This window comes from Paraconexibacter antarcticus (assembly GCF_024220175.1).
Lineage (GTDB): Bacteria > Actinomycetota > Thermoleophilia > Solirubrobacterales > Solirubrobacteraceae > Paraconexibacter > Paraconexibacter antarcticus.
Genome location: NZ_CP098502.1, coordinates 2,344,206 through 2,363,320, shown reverse-complemented (window position 1 = coordinate 2,363,320; position 19,115 = coordinate 2,344,206). Strand labels below are relative to the sequence as shown.

The following is a 19,115-nucleotide window of genomic DNA, read 5'->3' as shown; positions in this document are numbered from 1 at the left end:
GCGGGAGTGTCTATTCCCCAGGCACGCCACATCAATTAGGTCCTGGGACTCGTTTCAATTGGGTGGGTGTGATCGGCAGGCTCTGAGCGGACACCAGTCGTCCGCTCATCTTGTTTAAGGCCTGCCCTACGAGGCGAGCGACAGCTCGCGCCGGGCGGCGCCGAACTCGGCGGCGACCTCGGCGAGGACCTCGGCGAGGACCTCGAGCATCGCCTCGCGCGCCGGCGAGCAGTACGAGCCCTTGAGCGTCGCGGCCATGATGCGGCGCACGGGCGGCCGGGCGCCGAGCGAGCGGACGACGACGTCGTCGCGGAGGTTGATGAGCGCGAGGTCGGGGACGAACGCGAGCCCCATGCCGGCGGCGACGAAGCCCTGAATCGACGGGTAGTCGTTCGAGGCGAAGGCGATGCGCGGCTCGAAGCCCGCGGCCTGGCAGGAGCGCAGGAAGATCGTCGCGTCGGGGCACGTCCCCGTCGAGCCGAGCATCCACTGCTCCTCCGCGAGGTCGGCGAGCCGGAGCGAGCGCCGGTGGGCGAGCGCGTGGGTCTCGGGCAGGATGACGTACATCGGGTCGTCGAGCAGGTGCTGCTCCTCGATCCCCGGGCCGTACATGCAGCTGCTCTCGTCGAAGGTGCTGGCGATCGTCAGCGCGAGGTCGACCTCCCCGGCGCGCAGCAGCGCGACGCCGTCCTCGGGCTCGGCGGGCTGGAGCGACAGGTCGACCGCGGGGTGCCGCTCGCGGAAGACGGCGATCGCGCGCGGCATGACCGACGCGCCCGCGGACGGGAAGGCGGCGAGGCGCAGGCGGCCACCACGCAGGCCGGCGAGCGCCTCGAGCTCGGCCTCGGCGTCGGCCAGCCGCGCGAGGATCGCGTCGGCGTGGCCGACGAGGATCGCCCCGGCCTCGGTGAGGTAGACGCCGCGTGCCGAGCGCTCGACGAGCTTCACGCCTGCCTCGCGCTCGAGGGCGGCGATCTGCTGGGAGACGGCTGACTGGGTGTAGGCCAGCGCCTCGGCGGCGGCGGAGAAGGAGCCTCGCTGGGCGACTTCTCTCAGGACACGCATCCGCCGGACATCGAGCATGAGCGAATCTTATACCAACCCCGGCTCAATGTCATTTGTACTGATGCAAAGCCGGGAGGAACATGACCGTCATGACCCCGACAGCGACCTCCTCCACTCCGACCGTCGCGATGCGCCTCGCGACCCCGGCCGACGACGCGACCGTCGAGCGCCTGGCGACCCTCGACAGCGCGACCGTCCCGGCGGGCCCCCTGCTCATCGGCACGCTCGACGGCGTCCCGGCGGCGGCGATCGGCATCACGAGCGGTGACGTCGTCGCGGACCCGTTCCGCCCGACCGCTGCTCTCGTCGACCTGCTCCGGCTGCGCGCCGAGCACCTGTGCGGCCCCGCCCGGTCGCCCGGCGGCGTGAGGCGCCTCGCGCGGGCACTGCGCACCCGCACGAGCCTCGCAGCCTGAGGACGGCACGCCGGTCGGGCCGCGGCTCGCGGGCCGCGAAGCGCGGCCCAAGCGCCGCGCCGCGCGGCGCGGGCCTGATCAGCGCGCCAGCAGCGGATGATCCGGCGCGGCGCCCGGGCCGGCGACGGCCCGCGCCTCACGCGGATCGGCGACGACGGTGCCGCACGTCTCGCAGCGGCGGTCGACGAGGCGCCCGCCGCACCCCCGGTGCACGATGACCGTCGGCGGCCCGCCGGGCGCCGGGGCGTACTCGTCGCCCCACGCCATCAGCGCGGTGATGACCGGCCACAGCCCGAGGCCCCTCTCGGTGAGCCGGTACTCGTGGCGGACCGGGCGCTCCTGGTAGGGGTGGCGCTCGAGCACCCCGTGGTCGACGAGCGCCTGCAGCCGGCCGGTGAGGACGTTGCGCGCGACGCCGAGGTCGCGCCGGATGTCCTCGAAGCGCCGGATCCCGAGGAAGACGTCACGCAGGATGAGCAGCGTCCAGCGCTCGCCGACGATCTCGAGGGCGCGGGCGACCGAGCAGGTCTGGGTGTCGTAGGTGCTGCCGAGCATCGCTGAGGACCGACTGTAGCGCCCCTGGGTTGCATCATGCAACTTGGCCTTGCTACGGTCCGTTGCATCATGCAACTACGCCTTGGGAGCCGGACCGCAATGGAACGTCGCTGGCAGGTCCTCACCGTCGTGTGCGTCGGGGTGTTCATCTCGAGCCTCGACCTCTTCATCGTCAACATCGCCTTCCCCGACATCCAGGCGGACTTCACGGGGTCGAGCCTCGGCGCCGTGTCGTGGATCCTCAACGCGTACGCGATCGTCTTCGCGGCGCTGCTCGTCCCGGCGGGCCGCTGGGCGGACGCGCTGGGCCGCAAGCGCACCTTCCTCACCGGCCTCGCGCTGTTCGTCGCGGCGAGCGGCCTCTGCGCCGCCGCGCCGGACGTCGAGCTGCTCGTCGCGGCCCGCATCCTGCAGGCGGCGGGCGGCGCGATGCTCCTGCCGACCTCCCTCGCCCTGCTCCTTCCCGAGTTCCCCGCCGAGCAGCGCCCCGTCGCCATCGGCATCTGGGCGGCGGCCGGCGGCGTCGCCGCCGCGGCCGGCCCGCCGATCGGCGGCCTGCTCGTCCAGCTGAGCTGGCACTGGGTCTTCCTCGTGAACATCCCCGTCGGCCTCGCCGCGCTCGTCGCGGGCAGCCGCATCCTGCACGAGAGCCGCGACCCCGCGGCGACCCGGCCGGACCTCATCGCCGCGCTCGCCCTCATCCTCGGCGTCGGCACGCTCGTCGGCGGCATCGTCAAGGGCGAGGAGTGGGGCTGGGCGAGCGGCCGCGTCCTCGGCGCGTTCGCCGCGAGCGTCGCGCTCATCGGCGTCGTCGCCGCCCGCTCGCGCACCCACCCGACGCCCGTCGTCGACCCGGCGATCGTGAAGGTGCGGACGTTCTCGCTCGCCGTCGCCGGGGCGACGCTGTTCTTCATGGCGTTCTCGGCGATGCTCCTCGGCACCGTCCTCTTCCTCACCCACGTCTGGGGCCGCGACACGCTCGAGGCCGGCCTCATGGTCGCGCCCGGCCCGATGACGGCGGCCGCGTTCTCCGTCCCCGGCGCCCGGCTCGGCGCGCGCTACGGCAACCGGCTCGTCGGCACCGCCGGCGCGCTGCTGATGGCGGCCGGCGGCGCCTACTGGTCGCTGCGCCTCGGCACGACGCAGGACTACGCCGCCGACTTCCTCCCCGGCTTCATGATCGGCGGCGCCGGCGTCGGCCTCGTGAACCCGTCGCTCACCGCCGCGGCGGCGGCGTCCCTCCCGCCGGCCCGCTTCGCCACCGGCGCCGCGCTCCTCACGATGGGCCGGCAGATCGGCTCGGCCGTCGGCGTGGCCCTGCTCGTGCCCGTCCTCGGCACCGGCCTGGACGCGAGCGCCTACGACGGCGCCTGGGTCATGATGATCGGCTTCGCCACCGCGTCCGCCGTCGCCCTGTGGTCGATGGGCAGCCTCGCCGGCGCGCCGCCGGTGACCGAGGTCGTCCCCGACGCCGCCGTCGCCTACGAGGTGGCGACATGAGCGCGAGAGACTGCGCCCACGGGACGCGCGTCTCGCCCGCGCCCCCGGCGAGTCGCGGGGTGACGTCGTGAGCGCGACCGACAGCGGCGTGCGCGCCGGCACCCACACGTTCAGCTGGCAGGACCCGACGCCGACCTGGCAGGCGGGCGCGACGATGAGCGGCCTGGAGATCTGGCGCGCGGTCGCCGCCGGCGAGCTGCCCCCGCCGCCCATCGGCGAGGCGATGGGCCTCACGATCCCCGTCGTCGAGCACGGCCACGTCGTCTTCGCGGCCGACGCGGCGCCGTGGATGCTCAACCCGCTCGGGTCCGTCCACGGCGGGGCGATCGCCACGCTCTTGGACTCGTGCGTCGGCTGCGCCGTCCACACGACGCTGCCCGCCGGCGTCGGCTACACGACGCTCGAGCTGAAGCTGAGCTACGTCCGCGCGGTGGCGGCGGACGCGGGTCAGCTGCGCGCCGAGGGGACGGTCATCCACGCCGGGGGGACCGTCGCCACCGCCGAGGGCCGCCTCGTCGCCGCCTCCGACGGGCGCCTCCTCGCCCACGCGACGACGACGTGCCTCATCATGCGGCCACGCTGACGGGCGGGCCCCCACCCTCTCAGCCCGCGGGACCGGCGCTCACGCGGTGGATAGGCTCGAGCCCATGATCGACCCGGCGAAGCACTTCACCTGGCAGGACGGCGAGCGGACGATCCGCTTCGGGCGCGGCGCGATCGCGGACACGCCGGGCCTGCTCGGGGACGGCTTCGTCCTGCTCACGACCGCGCGCGGACGGGCCGCCGCGCCCGCCGTGGCCGACGCCGCCGCCCACGTCCTCGACGTCCGGCCCGGGTTCGTCGACGAGATTGCCGCCGAGCTGCTCGCCGCCGGGCTGCCGGGCGGCGACGCGCTGCTCGTCGCCCTCGGCGGCGGCCGCGTCATCGACACGGCGAAGGCGCTCGCCGCGGCGACCGGCCGCGCCGCCGGAGCCATCCCCACGACGCTGAGCGCCGCGGAGATGACGAAGGTCCACCGCCTGCCGGCCGGCGTGAGCGGCGTGAAGGGCGTGCGCCCGCGCGTCGTCGTCAACGATCCCGGCCTGTGCGCGTCCCAGCCCGACGCCGAGCTCGCCGCGTCGGCCGCGAACTCCCTCGCCCACGCCGTCGAGGCACCGCTGACGACGCTGGGCTCGCCCGTGCCGTCGCTCGCGGCGCTCGAGGCCGCGCGCCTCACCGCCGCCGCCTACCGCGATGCTCCCGACGAGCCCGACCGCGACGCCCTCGCGCTCGCCGCCCTGCTGTCCGGCTACGGGATCGACGGCAACTGGTACGGCCTCTCCCACGTCTGCTCGCAGACGCTCGTGCGCGTCGGCGGGGCGGGCCACGGGCCGTCCAACGCCGTCGTCCTCCCCCACACGACCGCGGCGCTCCGCCGCCGCTTCCCCGATGGCCTCGCCGCGCTCGACGACGCCTGCGGCGAGCCGGTCGAGGTGCTCGCCGCGCGTCTGGCCGCCCGCGCGGGCGCCTCGCGCATCCGCGACCTCGGCGTCGACGAGGCCGCCCTGGAGGCGTGCGCGGACGCGGCCGCCGGCCGCGGCGAGCTGCACAACACCCCGCCGCCCGCCGACCGCGAGGAGCTGCTGGGGATCTTCCGGGCGGCCTGGTGAGTCGCCCGGCGAAGGTGAATGAAGGTTCAGGGTGCCCTGGGCACCGTGAACCTTCATTCATCGGGCCGAGCGGCCCGCCGGCCCGGCGCGCCTAGCGCGGGACGATTTCGCCGTCGCCCTGGTGGCGCGGGCCGAAGACGAGGTACTCGAGGCCCTCGTCGCCCGCGTCGAACGTGCGCGTGAGCTTCGGGCTCACCCGCACCGCGTCGAGCGCGGTGACCGGGATCGACTCGTCGCCGACGATCATCGTGCCGCTGCCGGCGATGACGACGTAGACCTCCTCGGCCTCGTCGTGGCGGTGCGCGAACGGCACCGAGACGCCCGGGGCGAGCGTCTGGAGCGCGAACCCGGTCGCCTCGCACTCCAGGGCACCCGCCGCGAACCGGGCGGAGAACCCCTCGCCCATGCCGTTCTTCGCGGCGTCGTCCTCGAGCTCGCGGAGGTTCTTCTTCGTGTAGCCGCTCATGCCGGCGAGCCTACCGGGCGCTCGGGGCGCCGACGCGGGTCAGGCCCAGGGCTTCTTCAGCAGCACGATCGTGTTGATCACGAACAGCACCGCGAAGAAGACGGTCCAGCGGTTGAGGTTGCGCTCGACGAGCGAACCGCCCCCGAGCGGCCCCGCCCCCGTGCCGACGCCGAAGGCCCCGGAGAGCCCGGCGTCCTTGCCCGAGTGCATGAGCACCAGGAAGATCAGCGCCACGGAGATGCCGACCTGGATGACGGAGAGGATCGTTTCCACGAAGGGGGATGGTAGCCGGTCAGTCCGCGGCGGGCGGCGTGTCCCCGGCGGCCTCGTCGTCGTCCCCGCCGAGGGCGTCCAGGGCGTGGAGGATCTCGATCGCCTCCGCGCGGCGTGCCCGGTCCTGGATGCGGAAGTCCTCGTCGGAGAGCTTGCCCGTGCGGTGGTCGAGCTCGAGCTCCCGGATCTCCCGGTACTTCGCCTCCTTCGCGGCGAGCAGCGCGTCCCGCTCGACCGCGACGCGGTCCTCCCCGCGGCCGGAGCGCGCGTGGCGGATCGGCGCGCTGACGAGCCAGACGACGACGCCGAGGATCGCGATGACGAGCAGGGGTTCCACGAGACCTCAGGGCCGGGCGACGGGGCCGGGGGTGCGGAGGACCGCACCGACCCGGCGACCGGCTACGCCCGACCGAGCTCCTTGGCGACCCGGGCCGCGTACCGGCCGCGGGCGCGGCGACGCACGCCGTCGGGTGCCGGCCACATCGCGATGAGGCCGCCGCCGAAGGTGATGATCGCGCCGATCCAGATCCACATGACCATCGGCGAGACGATGACGCGGAAGCTCGCCGCCGGCGTGTTCGCGACGTAGCGCCGGTCGACCTCCGCGAAGACCGCTGCGCGGCGCTGGGCGACGAACCGGCCGACGACGGTCTGCATGACCGCGGTGTTGACGTTCGGGAACTTCTGCACGACGCCCTGCATGACGCCGACGATCTTCTGCTCCTGCCCGGCGATGTACGTGCGCAGCGGCGTGAGGTCGGGCTGCACGGCGATCCAGAGGTCGCGCGTGAGGCCCGCCTTCAGGCCGACCTCGCTCGTCGCCTCCCCGTCGAAGGCCGAGGAGATCGGCGCGAACGACGAGTTGACCGGGTAGTAGCCGCGGTTCGGCCGCAGCGTCGCGACGTACCGGCCTTGCTTCGAGACGCGGATGACGGCGCCGAACTCCATGCGCTCGAGGCGCCCGGCGGACGTCACGACGCGGCTCGTCGCACGCACGTAGTGGAAGGAGTAGCCCCCGTTGCGCGCGGTCTGGCCGGGGAGCAGCTGGACGTCCTTCGCGTGCTGGAAGGCCGACGAGGCGGCGACGCCGACGAGCACGGTCGCGAAGCCGACGTGCGCGATGTAGCCGCCGTAGCGGCGGCGGTTGCGGCCGATCATCGACACGAACGCGCCGGGGATCGAGCCGCCCGCCATCGCCCGGCGCGCGCGCACGCCCCGGGCGAACTCCTGGCCCACGGTGATGAACACGAAGGCGGCGCAGAAGAACATCCCCAGCGCCTTCGGGCGGGACGCCGCGTCGGTCACGACGGCGAGCAGCGCGACGACGGCGACGGACCCGAGCGCCGGCGCGACGAAGTTCCGGCGCGCGTTGACGGCGGTTGCGCGGCGCCAGGCGATGACGGGCCCGATGCCGCTGAGCAGGACGAGCGCGAGCCCGAGCGGCACCGTGTAGCGGTCGAACCACGGCGGGCCGACGGCGGACTTCGTGCCGGTGACCGCCTCGCTGATGAGCGGGAAGAACGTCCCCCAGAAGGTGACGAAGGCGAGCCCGACGAGCACGAGGTTGTTCGCGATGAACACCGCCTCGCGCGAGAGCAGCGAGTCGAGGCGGTTCTCGGAGCGGAGGGTGTCGCGCCGCATGACGACGAGGCCGATCGAGCCGCAGATGAGGACGGCGATGAAGACGACGAACGGGGTGCCGAGCGTCGAGGCGCCGAAGGCGTGGATCGAGTCGAGGATCCCGGAGCGGACGAGGAACGTGCCCATGATCGCGAGCGTCCCCGTCGCGAGGATGAGCGACGCGTTCCAGATCTTCAGCATCCCCCGCCGCTCCTGGATCATGAGCGAGTGGAGGAAGGCGGTGCCGGTGAGCCACGGCAGCAGCGAGGCGTTCTCGACCGGGTCCCAGGCCCAGTACCCGCCCCAGCCGAGCTCGGAGTAGGACCAGCGCGCGCCGAGGACGATGCCGATGCCGAGGAAGAACCATGCGGCGAGGGCGAAGCGGCGGGTCGCCGTGATCCACTCGGCGTCCACCCGGCGGACGAGCAGCGCGGCGACCGCGAACGCGAACGGGACCGTGAAGAGCGTGTACCCCGAGTAGAGCATCGGGGGGTGGATCATCATCGCCGGGTGACGCAGCAGCGGGCTCAGGCCGGTGCCGTCGCTCGGCACCGACGCGAGCGTGTCGAACGGCGAGGCGAGGAAGACGAGCAGGCCGGCGAAGAACGCGCCGAAGACGCAGAGGACCGCCGTCGCGTACGGCGTCACGTCGCGCATGCGGTGGCGCGTGAGGTAGAGCACGAGGCTCGACCACAGCGAGAGCAGCCAGAGCCACAGGAGGAGCGAGCCCTCCTGGGAGGACCAGGCGGCCGCCGCCTTGTAGAGGGTCGGCGTCGTCGTCGACGAGTGCGAGGCGACCGTCGCGAAGCTGAAGTCCGAGCGCAGGAAGGCGAGCTCGAGGAGCAGGAACGCGATCGTCGCGAGGGCGCTCAGCGCGTAGACCGCCCGGCGCGCGGACGCGGCCCAGTCACGGTCCTGCGTGCGCCCGGCGTAGACGCCCGACCCGACGCCGTAGAGCGCGGTGCCGAGGGCGAGGATGAGGCAGGCGCGGCCGAGGGTGGCGCTGTCCACGACGTCAGACCTCCTGCCGGCGGGCGCCGGCGGCCCCGCGCGCGACGCGGTCCATCAGGACGGCGTGGCCTTGTTGTTGTACTTCGACGGGCACTTCGTGATCAGCGAGTCCTTCTCGCCGACGAACGCGCCGCCGTCCTTGCGGACGGTGATGATGACCTCGCGGCCGTTGCGGAACGGGTCCGGGACCGGGCCGTTGTAGACGACGGGCACGCTGCCCGAGCCCTTGCGGTCGTGCAGGACGAAGTGCTGGACGGAGCCGCTCTTCTGCCAGTCGGCGACCTTGCCGGTCACCTGGTAGCTCTTGCCCGGCACCGCGGACGACGCGAGGCGGCTGGGCGACACCGACGGGTCGCCGGCGCTGAAGCTCGTGTAGATGAGCGCCCCGGCGAGCAGGACCGCCGCGGTGAGCGCAACGACGAGGCGGGCTGTGCGTTTGCGAGCGGGATCCATGACCGCGCCTCAGTCTACGAGACGCAGGCCCGGGTTGCGCCTGCGGATGCGCCCGGACCGTCGGCTGTCCGTCCGCTCGGCATCTCGGCGCTTCAAGGAAGAGGGTTAGTCGTCGAACAGTCGAACAGAAACTTCGTGGGCGCCACGGCGTCCTGACCGATGGGAGCCGACGTGAGCATGCGACTGAGCCGAGCCACCGACCAGCGACGAGCCCGCGGATCCGCCCGCGCGCGGCCGGCCTCGGCCCCGCAGGTCGCGCCGGCCCCGACGCCCCGCAATCGCGGCACCGATCCGCTCGCCCCCGAGCGGCGGATGCGCGAGGCGGGCGGCCCCGTCGACAACGCGACCTACGGCTGCACGTGCGGCCTGGTCTTCGAGGCGGCGGTCTCCACGAGCGTCGCCTGCCCGGTCTGCGGCACCCGTCAGGCCTGGTAGCCGCCGGCGCCTCCGGCGACCCCGCGGGGCGGTCGCACGACATTGGACGATGCCGTAACATTTGTCCGATGCTGGGGACGCACAACAGGCTTCTCGCGGTCGCGCTCATCGCCGTGATGGCGGTCGGCAGCATCCTCATGTGGCTCGGGATCCCCTTCGGCTGGATCTACGTCGTGTCGCAGTCGCAGAAGTCGACGCAGCCGTCGATGGGTCCGTATGTCCTGCTGCTCGTCGCGATCCCGGCGTCGATGATGGTCGTCGGGAAGCTCCTCGGCAGCCTCAACCGGTACTACGGGCGCGTCACCCGGACGACCCCCGAGGTGCGCGTCACCCTTCCGTGGCACCGGTCGATGCGGGGTGAGCGCGACGCGGGCCACCCGCGCACCGTGCTCGACGTCGTCATGGTCGTGAGCGTCGCCCTCGCGATGATCGTGTTCGGCGTCTGGTTCTTCCTCTTCGCCGGGTCCTCGCTGCCGGGAGCCTGAGGCGCGCGGACCGCCGCAGGATGCGCGCGCCCGCAAGGATGCGTGCGTGCCGTCGGGCCCCGACGGTAGACCGGCGGGATGCTCCGAGAGGTCCCTGGTGCCGAGATCGTCTGCCACCGCCGCACCGCGCTCGGGCGGCGCTGGCGGCTGCAGGTCGGGACGCGCACGTCGGCGGCCGAGTGGCGGACGCCCGCGGTCCGGGCCCTGCTCGCGGCCGCGCAGGCCGAGCCGGTGCTCGTCGTCGACGACGGCGCCGGGCGCTACTGGCTCTTCGAGGAGCGCTTCTACCGGGAGGCGTCGGGGCTGTCGGCGGACGACGTCCTCGCGCTCGTGCGCGAGCGCGAGGCCCGCGACCGGCGCCGGCTCGAGCGGGCGCACGCCGCCGCCGCGCGTGAGGGCGCGCCGCCGCCCGGGCGCCGCGAGCCGATCCCCCGCGCCGTGCGCGTCGCCGTCTTCGAGCGGGACGGCGGAGCCTGCGTCGAGTGCGGCTCGCGCTTCGAGCTGCAGTTCGACCACGTCATCCCCGTGAGCCTCGGCGGTGCCGGGACCGCCGAGAACCTCCAGGTGCTGTGCGGCGACTGCAACCGGCGCAAGGGGGCGGCGGTCGGGTGACGCGCGCGAGGCGCCCGGATGGCGAGGCGTTCGTGCGGAGTGCGGCGTGACGCGGCTGCCACACTGCGCGCCGTGACCGACGTGTCCCCCACCCCGCCTGCGGCGGCCCCGGCCCCGGCCCCGGCGGCCGAGGCGCCACCGCTGCGCCGGCTCATCCGCTACGCGTCCGGGCACCGGCGCGCCGCCCTCGTCTCCACCGGCTGGAGCGTCGCGAACAAGGCCTTCGACATCGCGCCGGAGCTGCTCATCGGCGTGGCCGTCGACGTCGTGGTCCGCGGCCGCGGGTCGATCGTGTCGAGCGTCTTCGGGGTCGACGACCGCTTCCACCAGCTCGTCGTGCTCGCGCTCGTGAACGTCGTCGTCTGGGCCCTCGAGTCGGTGACCGAGTACCTCGCCGCCATCGGGTGGCGATCGCTCGCGCAGACGATCGAGCACGAGGCGCGCATGGACGCCTACGCGCACGTGCAGCGGCTCGAGCTCGGGGCGCTCGAGGACCGCGAGACCGGCGACCTGCTCGCGGTCCTGAACGACGACGTCAACCAGCTCGAGCGCTTCCTCGACGTCGGCGCGAACCGCCTCATCCTCACGGTGATGAACGTCGTGCTCGTCGGGCTCGTGTTCGTCGTCATCTCGCCCCTGCTCGCGCTGCTCGCGTTCCTCCCCATCCCGGTCATCGCGTTCGGGTCGCTCGCGTTCCAGCGGCGGCTCGAGCCCCTCTACGCGACGGTCCGCGACCGGGCGGGCGCGGTCGGGGCGGTCCTGGCGAACAACCTCGCCGGGCTCGCGACGATCAAGTCGTTCACCGCGGAGGACCGCGAGGTCGCCCGGATCAGCGCCGCGTCGCTCGCCTACCGCGACGCGAACCGCGAGGCGATCCGCGTCTCGAGCGCGTTCGTCCCGCTCATCCGGATGGCGATCCTCGCCGGGTTCACGACGACGCTCGTCGTCGGCGGGAAGGCGGCGCTCGACGGCCACCTCGAGGTCGGCGCGTTCAGCGTCCTCGTGTTCATGACGCAGCGGCTGCTGTGGCCGCTGACGCAGCTCGGCGAGGTCCTCGACCTCTACCAGCGCGGGATGGCGTCGACGCGGCGGATCCTCGACCTGCTCGACGTGCCCGCGCGGATCGTCGGCGGCGAGGAGACCCTGGCGACGCCCGTCGCGGGCGCGGTGCGGCTAAACGACGTGCGGTTCTCCTACCACTCCCTCGGGGAGGTCGAGGTGCTGCGCGGCGTCACGCTCGACGTCCCCGCCGGCGAGACCCACGCGATCGTCGGGCCGACCGGGGCGGGGAAGTCGACGCTCGTCAAGCTCCTGCTCCGGCTCGAGGATCCGACGAGCGGGACGGTGTCGCTCGACGGCGTCGCCCTCCCCCGGCTGCGGCTCGAGTCGCTCCGGGGCGCGCTCGGGTACGTCGCGCAGGACGTCTTCCTCTTCAGCGGCACGATCCGCGAGAACGTCGGCTACGGCCGCCCGGGCGCGAGCGACGAGCAGGTCCGCGGCGCGCTCGCCGCGGCCGAGGCGCTCGAGTTCGTCGCCGCGCTGCCGGACGGACTGGGCACGCTCGTCGGCGAGCGTGGCATGCGGATGAGCGGCGGCCAGCGCCAGCGCCTCTCCCTCGCGCGCGCCATCCTCCGCGACCCCGCCGTCCTCCTGCTCGACGAGGCGACCGCCGCCGTCGACACCGAGACCGAGGCCGCGATCCAGCGCTCGCTGCAGACCGTGAGCCACGGCCGCACGACGATCGTCATCGCCCACCGCCTCTCCACCGTCCGTCACGCCGACCGCATCCACGTCCTCGAGGCCGGCCGCGTCGTGGAGGCCGGGACGCACGACGAGCTCGTGGCCGCCGGTGGCCGCTACGCCGGCCTGTGGGCGGTCCAGACCGGTGAGGCGGGTCCCGCCGCGGCGCGCTAGCATCCGCCCCACGCGGGAGTAGCTCAGTTGGTAGAGCATCAGCTTCCCAAGCTGAGGGTCGCGAGTTCGAGCCTCGTCTCCCGCTTGTAGGAAAGCCCCGCAAAAGCGGGGCTTTTCTTTTGGTCCAGGTGGGGTAGATCGGGCGGGTTTGAGTGCGAGTACCGCTTGCGAGTACCACTTCGCGATCTGGCGTACACGCGCGCGTCATGGCGTGCGTTCGCGTACCGCGATGGGGGCGACGACGGCGCTGGGGCGAGCGGTGGCGCTCGGCTACCGGAGCCGGCGCGAGGCGCGGACCGCGAGGATCACGGCGCCGATGACGATCACGGCGCTGAGGGCGAGCCGCAGGAGCAGGCGGTCGCTCGGCCGCCGCCCAGGCCCGCCATGCCGCAAGCACCCCCGCTGACCGCGCCCTCGCCGCCGAGGCGCAGGCCGCCGTCGCCGAGCAGCAGGACGCAAACATCGTGAAGCTCGCCAAGCTGCTCCCCCGCACGCACGGCACGGTGCAGAACCAGGTCGCGCAGACCGCCCTGACGGACACCACCGGCCGCGACAAGGCGCTCGCCGTCCTCGCCGCCGTCGCGCTCGCGGCTCCTTCGCAGGCGCAGGCCGGTCTGGCGCATGCTGTGCAGGCGCTCTCCACCGATCGCTCAAGGGAGGTCACTGCCGACGCCAAGGCGCTGGTGAGCGACGCCGTGACGCCGGCCAACAAGCAGACGCTCGCCACCGCGGTCAAGGCCGACATCACCGGCCAGACCACGGCCGCCGCAAAGCTCAAGCAGCTACTCGGTGCGTCGTCCACCCCGGACGCGGCCAAGCCCGGTCTGTCCAAGGCCTACGACGCGGTGAGCACCGAGCACGGCACCCTCGCGGACATCCTCAGCCGCTTCTCGGACCGCATGCCCGCCTCGATCCGCAGTTTCGTGACGAGCATCGTCACCCACGCCCGCACCGACGCGCGCACGATGCACGAGAACCGCCCCACCCCGCCGTCGCATCCGTCCGGCAGGCCCGGAAGCTGACGTCCGCGGGCTGGCCGACCGGGCACCGCACGCCGTCGCCCGGCCGGCCGGCCGGCCCCTGGGATGTACCCATCGCTCCGCGGCATCCCCCGAAGTGCCGCGAGCGCGGCCGCCCGCCTCTCAGCGGCGGCTGTGGCCACGAGTGGCTCCGTCCGGCACCCCGCACCTCACCGCCGGCGGGGCCGCTCGCGACCGTGTGTTCCCAAGGAATGCGCACCGCTTTCCGGGGCCGTTCGCCGTGAGGGGCTTGGTGCCGGCGAGCCTCCTCGAGCCTGCCGACGGTGCGGAATATCTTGCCGCGGGACGAGTCGCCCGTTTGAAGCTGGCTGATCGTCCCGCGTGGGATGTACGACCAACCTTTGCTGGTGTTGTGCGTTGTCAGCACGTGCCCCTGACCGTCCCTCCTTGTTGATGCTTTCTCTTCAGCGCCGGACCTCCCTCCAGCAGCTCCTGCGGCTCGTGATCTGGGGCCTCAGTGTGGCGGTGTTGATCCCGCTGGTCATCCTCGGCGGCGGCGCCGCGGTCCTCTTGGGGGCCGTCACGATCGTGGTGCGCGCCGTCCGGCGCAGTCCGCTGGCACCCCGGGTTCGGGCTCTGCAACCCGGCCCGGTCATGCCGCGCCCCGCGCGAGGGCGCGGGGTGCCGGGCGAGCTCCGGACCGTGCCGGCGGGCCGCGCCGTATGAGAGGGACCCGGCGGTTGCTGGGCGCATCCGCTGTCCTTGTCCTTCTCGCGAGCAGCGCGCTGGCTGCTGCAGATGTTGGCGGCGTCCCGGCGGACACGATCGCCACGGGCTACGGCCCGATCGGGCCCGGGACGGTCTACGACGGCCGGTTTGTCAGCGAGACGGACGTGGACTACCTCCTCTTCGACATCCCGACGCCGGGGACGACCTACCGGTTCGACCTACGCAACACGGTCTCGCCGTGTCTCTCCCTCGACCTCACCGGCTGTCCGGTGTACGCGTCGCTGCTGGACCTCGACGGCGGGCAGCTCGGTGGGGAGGGCAGCGGGGCCGGTAGCGGCCCCGTGACCGACGATTACTCCGAGGAGACGTTCGACTGGACGTTTCCGGAGGCGGGCCGCTACGTCATCGCGATGGACTCGGGCGGCGACGATCCGACCTACGCCATCTCCTACGACCTGGCGCCGCCCCCGCCGCCCCCGGCCCTGCCGACTGGTTCCGGCCCGGGCACGAGCGGCGGCAGCGGCGGCGGCGGCGGCAACAACGGGACTGCGAGCGGCGCCACCGGCACGATCGGCGGTACCGGGTCCACCTCGAGCAACGGCGCGCGGGGAACAGGCGCCGCGGTCGCGTCGTTCACCGTCGCGCAGGCCGGGAGCTCGGCTGCACGGGCCCGTGTCACGGTGCGGCGACCGCTGGACACGCTGCGCCTGCGCATCCGGGATGGACGCGGGCGCACCGTCGCGACCGCAGTTCGGCGCGACGTCCCCGTCACGACGCTCACGGTGCGCCTCGCGCTGGACGCGCGTGCCCGCCGTGCGCTGACCCGCGGCGGCCACCTGGCCCTCCGCGTGTCCCTCAGCGCGAGGACCCTGGACGGCACGACGGCGACGGCACGGCGCACCGTGCTCCTGCGCGCGCGATGAAGGTGCGATCCGATTTGCTGCCGTGGGTCTGAGCTTCTCCTACAAGGCCGGCCACCGGTTCTGCGGGTGAGACGGTCGCGATCGTCGGGCCAACCGGCGTCGGCAAGGCAATGATGGTGAACCTCCTCGTCCGTTTCTTCGACCCGGCGAGCGGCCGCATCCCGATGGCCGGCGAGACGCTCCGCGCGCTCGAGCTCCGCGCTGCACCCAAGGACACCGACGTCAGCGCAGTCGCCGCTGAAGCACTTCGCGCGGCGACGCGCGCAGCCTGACGTAGCCGCCTTCTCAGCCAGGTAGAGACGGCTCCGCCGCGTGCTCGTATGCGAGCCGGTGACGACCGCGCCCTCACGAACCCGCCATCGCTTCAGCCCGAGCTCGCGAAGAACTATCTGCCTCAAGCCGGGCGACGCCCGGTCCGGCTGCCTGCACGCGAGGGGAAGGCCGTGCGCGAGATCTCGTGCGTCGTCGGGCCCCGGGCGGTCCCCGCTCCGGCTCGGCTGCCCAGCCCGTCAACACCACCGGCCGCCAAAAGGTGAGGACCCCTCCGGTGCCTCGTGGATCGCCGGGCGAGGGTCGCCCGGTCCAGCGGCAAGCGGTCTACCCAACCTTGCCGCTCTTGGCCCGTTGTACTACTTGAGAAGGGTCAACCTGCAGTGCTAAGTCAAGGAGTGAAGATGCGCAAGTCATCTCTTATGTCCGTCGCCGCCGTCGCGGCGCTCGCTGTTCCGGCCGGGGCGTCGGCCGCCGATGTGCAGACCGGCGTTGACGCCGCGATGAGCCACACCAGCAAGGCCGACAGCGCGCTCACCCATGCGCTGAGCCTGTTCAAGGGCGGCGATGTGACCCGCGGCACGTCGGCGTTCACGAGCAGCCGCAAGGAGATGGGGCTGGCTCGCTCGGCCGCTGCCCAGGCGCGTCACGCGTCGACCGGGGCCGCCGACCGCGCGCTCGCAGCCGACGCGGAGGCCGCTGTCGCAGAGCAGCAGGACGTCAACATCGTCAAGCTCGCCAAGCTGCTGCCGCGCACGCACGGCGCGGTGCAGAGCAAGGTCGCGCAGGCCGCGCTGACGGACACCAAGGGCCGCGACAAGGCGATCGCCGTCCTCACCGCGGTCACGCTCACCGCACCGCCGCAGGCGCAGACGGGACTTGCGCACGCGGTGCAGGCGCTCTCGACCGATCGCTCCGGTGAGATCACCGCCGACGCCAAGGCGCTGGTCAGCGACGCGGTGACCCCGGAGAACAAGCAGGTTCTTGCCACGGCGCTCAAGAGCGACGTCAACGGCCAGACCACGGCCGCCGACAAGCTCAAGGAGCTGCTCAGCGCCTCGTCCACCCCGGACGCGGCCAAGCCGGGGTTGGCCAAGGCCTACGACGCGGTCACGGCCGAGCACGGAACGCTGGCGGATATCCTCAGCCGCTTCTCGGACCGCATGCCGGCCTCGATCCGCAGCTACGTCACGAGCGTCGTCACCCACGCCCGCACCGACGCGCGCACCATGCACAACGACCGCCCGACCCCGCCGTCGCACCCCACCGGCAAGCCCGGAAGCTGAGATCCTGGGTGGCCGCGCGAGCACGTAAAGGCCGTTCGGCCGCCCCTGGATGCACCGACCGCTCTGCGGCAACCCCCGCTACGCCGCAAGCGCGGTCGCCTGCCTCTCAGCGGCGGCTGAGGACATGAGTGGCTCCGGTCGGTGCGCCGCACCTCCGCGCCGTCGGAGCCGCTCATGACCCTGCGGTGGGCCGTCGCGCACGGCGTCGGCAACGCCCCCGGCAGCGGGCTCAAGCCCAGCACAGTTTCTGCCGATGGCTGTCAGAGCCAGGTCGCTGGGCCTGCGTCGTAGCTTCCACCCTGGGGTCTTCACATGTTCGTCACCGCTCGTCGTACCGGCCGAACGGCCGTCGCCGCTCTCATCCTCTCCCTGGCCTCGGCCTCGGCCGCGGTCGCGGCGCCGTCGGCGCAGGGGGTGGCGCACAAGGCGGTCTGTCCCGGAGCGCCGGCCGGGTTCGCGCACTGCGATTCCCAGGTCGTGACCGACGGGTCGGGCGCGCCGCTGGCCACCGCGACGCCGTCGGGCTACGGGCCGGCCGACCTGCAGGCCGCGTACGTGCTGCCGTCGGCCACGGCGGGTGCGGGGCGGACGATCGCGATCGTCGACGCCTACGACGACCCGAACGCCGAGTCAGACCTCGGGGTCTACCGCGCGCAGTACGGACTGTCGCCGTGCACGACCGCAAACGGTTGCTTCAAGAAGGTCAACCAGGCCGGGGTGCAGGGCTCCTACCCCCGTGCTGACGGCGGGTGGGCGCAGGAGATCTCGCTTGACGTGGACATGGCGTCGGCGGTCTGCCCGAATTGCAAGATCCTGCTGGTCGAGGCCAAGACCAACAGCTTCGCCAACCTGAGCACGGCGGTCGACACCGCCGCGGCGCTTGGGGCCTCCACGATCTCCAACAGCTACGGCGGCAGCGAGTACGCCTCCGAGGTCACCGACCAGTCCCACTACAACCACCCCGGGATCGCCGTCACGGTGTCTTCGGGTGACAACGGGTACGGCGTGGAGTTCCCCGCCGCCTCGCAGTACGTCACCGCCGTCGGCGGCACGTCGCTGAAGCGGGCCGCGAGCACCCGGGGCTGGGCCGAGACGGCCTGGTCGGGCGCCGGCAGCGGCTGCTCGGCGTACATCGCCAAGCCCTCGTGGCAGAAGGACACCGGCTGCTCGAAGCGGACGGTCGCGGATGTCTCGGCGGTCGCCGACCCCAACACCGGCGTGGCGGTCTACGACTCCTTCCGCGGATCGGGTGGCTGGCTCGTGTTCGGCGGCACGAGCGTGTCGGCGCCCGTGATCGCCGGGGTGTACGCCCTCGCGGGCAACACGGTCAGCGACGGCTCCTACCCGTACCTCCACACGAGCGATCTGTTCGACGTGACCTCGGGGAGCAACGGCACCTGCGGCGGGAGCTACCTCTGCACCGCGACGACCGGCTTCGACGGCCCGACCGGCCTCGGCACCCCCAACGGCGTGGGCGCGTTCTAGCACCGACCGTGTCGGCGGCGCCCGGCGTACCGGGCACCGCCGGCGCCTGTTGATCGCGGGAAATCCTTCCAACGTTGGGTGCTCGGCGTTGTTGAGGGGATATGTCGTTCTCTCGGTCTGATGACGTCGGCCGCTTTCGGTCCTGGCCGGTGCTTGTGGTCGTCGCGGTGCTCGGGTTTGCCTGCGCGGTGCTGCCGGCGCTCGCCTCCACGCCAACCATTCGCGCGACGAGCTCGAACACCTGGAGTCCGAGCACCGTCACCGTCACCGCGGGCGACACGGTGCACTTCTCCGACACCGATGACGGCACGCACAACCTGCGCTTCGACGGTGAGGCCGCGGCGGTCACGCCGCTGAGCTCCTCGTGGACGTACGACCGGACGTTCGCGAGTGCCGGGAGTTTCGGCTTCTACTGCGAGGTCCACCCGCGGATGACCGGCACGGTCATCGTGCAGGCGGCGAGCACCACGACAACGAGCACTGGCACCACGTCAACGTCGACCGGGGGCACGACGACCACGAGCACAACGACCTCGCCGACGACGAGTACCACCACCTCCGGCGGGCAGGCGAGCACGACCGGTGGATCGACGACGACCGGCGGCGCTGGCGCGACCACGACCCCTTCGCCCACGGCCGGGTTCGCCTCCTCGCCGCGGCGTTTGCGCGTGTCCGCTCACGGCCGGTTCCGCTACCGCTTCAGGGCGACGCCGTCGAGCGGCGGGACGTTCGCGCTGCGCAGCGTGAAGCAGCTGAGGGTCGGCGCCGTCCGCAGGCGAGTCCGGGTCGGCCCGGTGCGGTTCATTGCGTCCTCGACGGGCCACGTGCTGGCCAAGGCCAAGCTCGCCAGGAGTGGGCTTCGCGCGTTGCGCCGGGTAGGGCGGATCCGTTTCCGGGTCGTGGTCGTGCTCGGCGGGCAGACGTTTACTGCGCACGTGACGTTGCTCGCGCCCTGATCGGCCCCGGGGGGCGTCGGGACGCCGTGCGG

Annotated in this window: 20 protein-coding genes, 1 tRNA gene and 1 pseudogene; 15 read left to right on the top strand and 7 right to left on the bottom strand. The window is 73.0% G+C overall.

Annotated features, from left to right (window positions below):
• Positions 1-126 precede the first annotated feature (126 nt).
• Positions 127-1,083: a LysR family transcriptional regulator gene (locus NBH00_RS11535; RefSeq protein WP_254573468.1), complete on the bottom strand. Its 957-nt coding sequence runs from the start codon at positions 1,081-1,083 to the stop codon at positions 127-129.
• 71 nt (positions 1,084-1,154) lie between these two features.
• Here NBH00_RS11535 and NBH00_RS11530 point away from each other — a divergent pair, with 71 nt between their 5' ends.
• Entirely contained in the window at positions 1,155-1,481 is a 327-nt protein-coding gene (locus NBH00_RS11530) for a hypothetical protein (RefSeq protein WP_254573467.1), read from the top strand.
• A gap of 78 nt (positions 1,482-1,559) precedes the next feature.
• Here the strand turns inward: NBH00_RS11530 and NBH00_RS11525 are convergent, their stop codons facing one another.
• Positions 1,560-2,036, bottom strand: coding sequence for a winged helix-turn-helix transcriptional regulator (locus NBH00_RS11525; RefSeq protein WP_254573466.1), 477 nt, complete (start codon positions 2,034-2,036; stop codon positions 1,560-1,562).
• Between the two features lie 99 nt (positions 2,037-2,135).
• Here NBH00_RS11525 and NBH00_RS11520 point away from each other — a divergent pair, with 99 nt between their 5' ends.
• The 3 genes from NBH00_RS11520 (at position 2,136) to NBH00_RS11510 (ending at position 5,185) form a co-directional block, all read left to right on the top strand.
• Positions 2,136-3,536 (top strand): MFS transporter, encoded by a 1,401-nt coding sequence (locus tag NBH00_RS11520; protein WP_254573465.1) that lies wholly within the window; start codon positions 2,136-2,138, stop codon positions 3,534-3,536.
• Positions 3,537-3,603: 67 nt separating this feature from the next.
• The gene (locus NBH00_RS11515; protein WP_254573464.1) at positions 3,604-4,119 is read left to right on the top strand and encodes a PaaI family thioesterase; all 516 of its coding nucleotides are present in this window, start codon (positions 3,604-3,606) and stop codon (positions 4,117-4,119) included.
• 64 nt (positions 4,120-4,183) lie between these two features.
• The gene (locus NBH00_RS11510) at positions 4,184-5,185 is read left to right on the top strand and encodes a dehydroquinate synthase/iron-containing alcohol dehydrogenase family protein (protein WP_254573463.1); all 1,002 of its coding nucleotides are present in this window, start codon (positions 4,184-4,186) and stop codon (positions 5,183-5,185) included.
• A 91-nt stretch (positions 5,186-5,276) separates the two neighbouring features.
• Here the strand turns inward: NBH00_RS11510 and NBH00_RS11505 are convergent, their stop codons facing one another.
• The 5 genes from NBH00_RS11505 to NBH00_RS11485 all read right to left on the bottom strand — a co-directional run bounded on the left by NBH00_RS11505 (position 5,277) and on the right by NBH00_RS11485 (position 9,008).
• Positions 5,277-5,651 (bottom strand): cupin domain-containing protein, encoded by a 375-nt coding sequence (locus tag NBH00_RS11505; RefSeq protein ID WP_254573462.1) that lies wholly within the window; start codon positions 5,649-5,651, stop codon positions 5,277-5,279.
• Between the two features lie 39 nt (positions 5,652-5,690).
• Positions 5,691-5,924 (bottom strand): preprotein translocase subunit SecG, encoded by a 234-nt coding sequence (secG, locus tag NBH00_RS11500; protein ID WP_254573461.1) that lies wholly within the window; start codon positions 5,922-5,924, stop codon positions 5,691-5,693.
• Between the two features lie 19 nt (positions 5,925-5,943).
• Positions 5,944-6,261: a hypothetical protein gene (locus NBH00_RS11495; RefSeq protein ID WP_254573460.1), complete on the bottom strand. Its 318-nt coding sequence runs from the start codon at positions 6,259-6,261 to the stop codon at positions 5,944-5,946.
• Between the two features lie 62 nt (positions 6,262-6,323).
• Positions 6,324-8,555, bottom strand: a complete 2,232-nt coding sequence (locus tag NBH00_RS11490; RefSeq protein WP_254573459.1) for a heme lyase CcmF/NrfE family subunit — start codon at positions 8,553-8,555, stop codon at positions 6,324-6,326.
• A gap of 54 nt (positions 8,556-8,609) precedes the next feature.
• A complete protein-coding gene (locus NBH00_RS11485; protein WP_254573458.1) occupies positions 8,610-9,008 on the bottom strand; it encodes a cytochrome c maturation protein CcmE domain-containing protein in 399 nt (132 codons plus the stop codon).
• A 177-nt stretch (positions 9,009-9,185) separates the two neighbouring features.
• Between NBH00_RS11485 and NBH00_RS11480 the strand changes: the two genes are divergently transcribed.
• The 11 genes and pseudogenes from NBH00_RS11480 (at position 9,186) to NBH00_RS11430 (ending at position 19,083) form a co-directional block, all read left to right on the top strand.
• On the top strand, positions 9,186-9,443 hold the full coding sequence (locus NBH00_RS11480; RefSeq protein WP_254573457.1) for a hypothetical protein: 258 nt from the start codon (positions 9,186-9,188) through the stop codon (positions 9,441-9,443).
• A 68-nt stretch (positions 9,444-9,511) separates the two neighbouring features.
• Positions 9,512-9,928: a hypothetical protein gene (locus NBH00_RS11475; protein ID WP_254573456.1), complete on the top strand. Its 417-nt coding sequence runs from the start codon at positions 9,512-9,514 to the stop codon at positions 9,926-9,928.
• Between the two features lie 78 nt (positions 9,929-10,006).
• Positions 10,007-10,540, top strand: a complete 534-nt coding sequence (locus NBH00_RS11470) for an HNH endonuclease (RefSeq protein WP_254573455.1) — start codon at positions 10,007-10,009, stop codon at positions 10,538-10,540.
• Positions 10,541-10,621: 81 nt separating this feature from the next.
• Complete coding sequence (locus tag NBH00_RS11465; protein ID WP_367401319.1) at positions 10,622-12,454, top strand: ABC transporter ATP-binding protein; 1,833 nt, start codon at positions 10,622-10,624, stop codon at positions 12,452-12,454.
• A gap of 12 nt (positions 12,455-12,466) precedes the next feature.
• Positions 12,467-12,539, top strand: a tRNA-Gly gene (locus tag NBH00_RS11460).
• Between the two features lie 379 nt (positions 12,540-12,918).
• Positions 12,919-13,476 (top strand): hypothetical protein, encoded by a 558-nt coding sequence (locus tag NBH00_RS11455; RefSeq protein WP_254573453.1) that lies wholly within the window; start codon positions 12,919-12,921, stop codon positions 13,474-13,476.
• 698 nt (positions 13,477-14,174) lie between these two features.
• A complete protein-coding gene (locus NBH00_RS11450; RefSeq protein ID WP_254573452.1) occupies positions 14,175-15,086 on the top strand; it encodes a hypothetical protein in 912 nt (303 codons plus the stop codon).
• 71 nt (positions 15,087-15,157) lie between these two features.
• Positions 15,158-15,358 (top strand): annotated as a pseudogene (locus NBH00_RS11445) (ATP-binding cassette domain-containing protein); the annotation flags it as partial.
• Positions 15,359-15,778: 420 nt separating this feature from the next.
• Positions 15,779-16,642 carry a hypothetical protein gene (locus NBH00_RS11440; protein ID WP_254573450.1) on the top strand — a complete coding sequence of 288 codons (864 nt, stop codon included), beginning with the start codon at positions 15,779-15,781 and terminating at the stop codon, positions 16,640-16,642.
• A 312-nt stretch (positions 16,643-16,954) separates the two neighbouring features.
• Positions 16,955-18,127, top strand: a complete 1,173-nt coding sequence (locus NBH00_RS11435; RefSeq protein WP_254573449.1) for a S53 family peptidase — start codon at positions 16,955-16,957, stop codon at positions 18,125-18,127.
• A gap of 149 nt (positions 18,128-18,276) precedes the next feature.
• Complete coding sequence (locus tag NBH00_RS11430; protein ID WP_254571068.1) at positions 18,277-19,083, top strand: cupredoxin domain-containing protein; 807 nt, start codon at positions 18,277-18,279, stop codon at positions 19,081-19,083.
• Positions 19,084-19,115 lie beyond the last annotated feature (32 nt).

What these genes read in the sequence shown, in the direction of transcription:
- NBH00_RS11535 (WP_254573468.1), bottom strand. Translation starts at nt 1,083, where the DNA reads ATGCTCGATGTCCGGCGGATGCGTGTCCTGAGAGAAGTCGCCCAGCGA.
- NBH00_RS11435 (WP_254573449.1), top strand. Translation starts at nt 16,955, where the DNA reads ATGTTCGTCACCGCTCGTCGTACCGGCCGAACGGCCGTCGCCGCTCTC.
- NBH00_RS11480 (WP_254573457.1), top strand. Translation starts at nt 9,186, where the DNA reads ATGCGACTGAGCCGAGCCACCGACCAGCGACGAGCCCGCGGATCCGCC.
- NBH00_RS11510 (WP_254573463.1), top strand. Translation starts at nt 4,184, where the DNA reads ATGATCGACCCGGCGAAGCACTTCACCTGGCAGGACGGCGAGCGGACG.
- NBH00_RS11520 (WP_254573465.1), top strand. Translation starts at nt 2,136, where the DNA reads ATGGAACGTCGCTGGCAGGTCCTCACCGTCGTGTGCGTCGGGGTGTTC.
- NBH00_RS11525 (WP_254573466.1), bottom strand. Translation starts at nt 2,036, where the DNA reads ATGCTCGGCAGCACCTACGACACCCAGACCTGCTCGGTCGCCCGCGCC.
- NBH00_RS11475 (WP_254573456.1), top strand. Translation starts at nt 9,512, where the DNA reads ATGCTGGGGACGCACAACAGGCTTCTCGCGGTCGCGCTCATCGCCGTG.
- NBH00_RS11470 (WP_254573455.1), top strand. Translation starts at nt 10,007, where the DNA reads ATGCTCCGAGAGGTCCCTGGTGCCGAGATCGTCTGCCACCGCCGCACC.
- NBH00_RS11505 (WP_254573462.1), bottom strand. Translation starts at nt 5,651, where the DNA reads ATGAGCGGCTACACGAAGAAGAACCTCCGCGAGCTCGAGGACGACGCC.
- NBH00_RS11440 (WP_254573450.1), top strand. Translation starts at nt 15,779, where the DNA reads ATGTCCGTCGCCGCCGTCGCGGCGCTCGCTGTTCCGGCCGGGGCGTCG.
- NBH00_RS11485 (WP_254573458.1), bottom strand. Translation starts at nt 9,008, where the DNA reads ATGGATCCCGCTCGCAAACGCACAGCCCGCCTCGTCGTTGCGCTCACC.
- NBH00_RS11530 (WP_254573467.1), top strand. Translation starts at nt 1,155, where the DNA reads ATGACCCCGACAGCGACCTCCTCCACTCCGACCGTCGCGATGCGCCTC.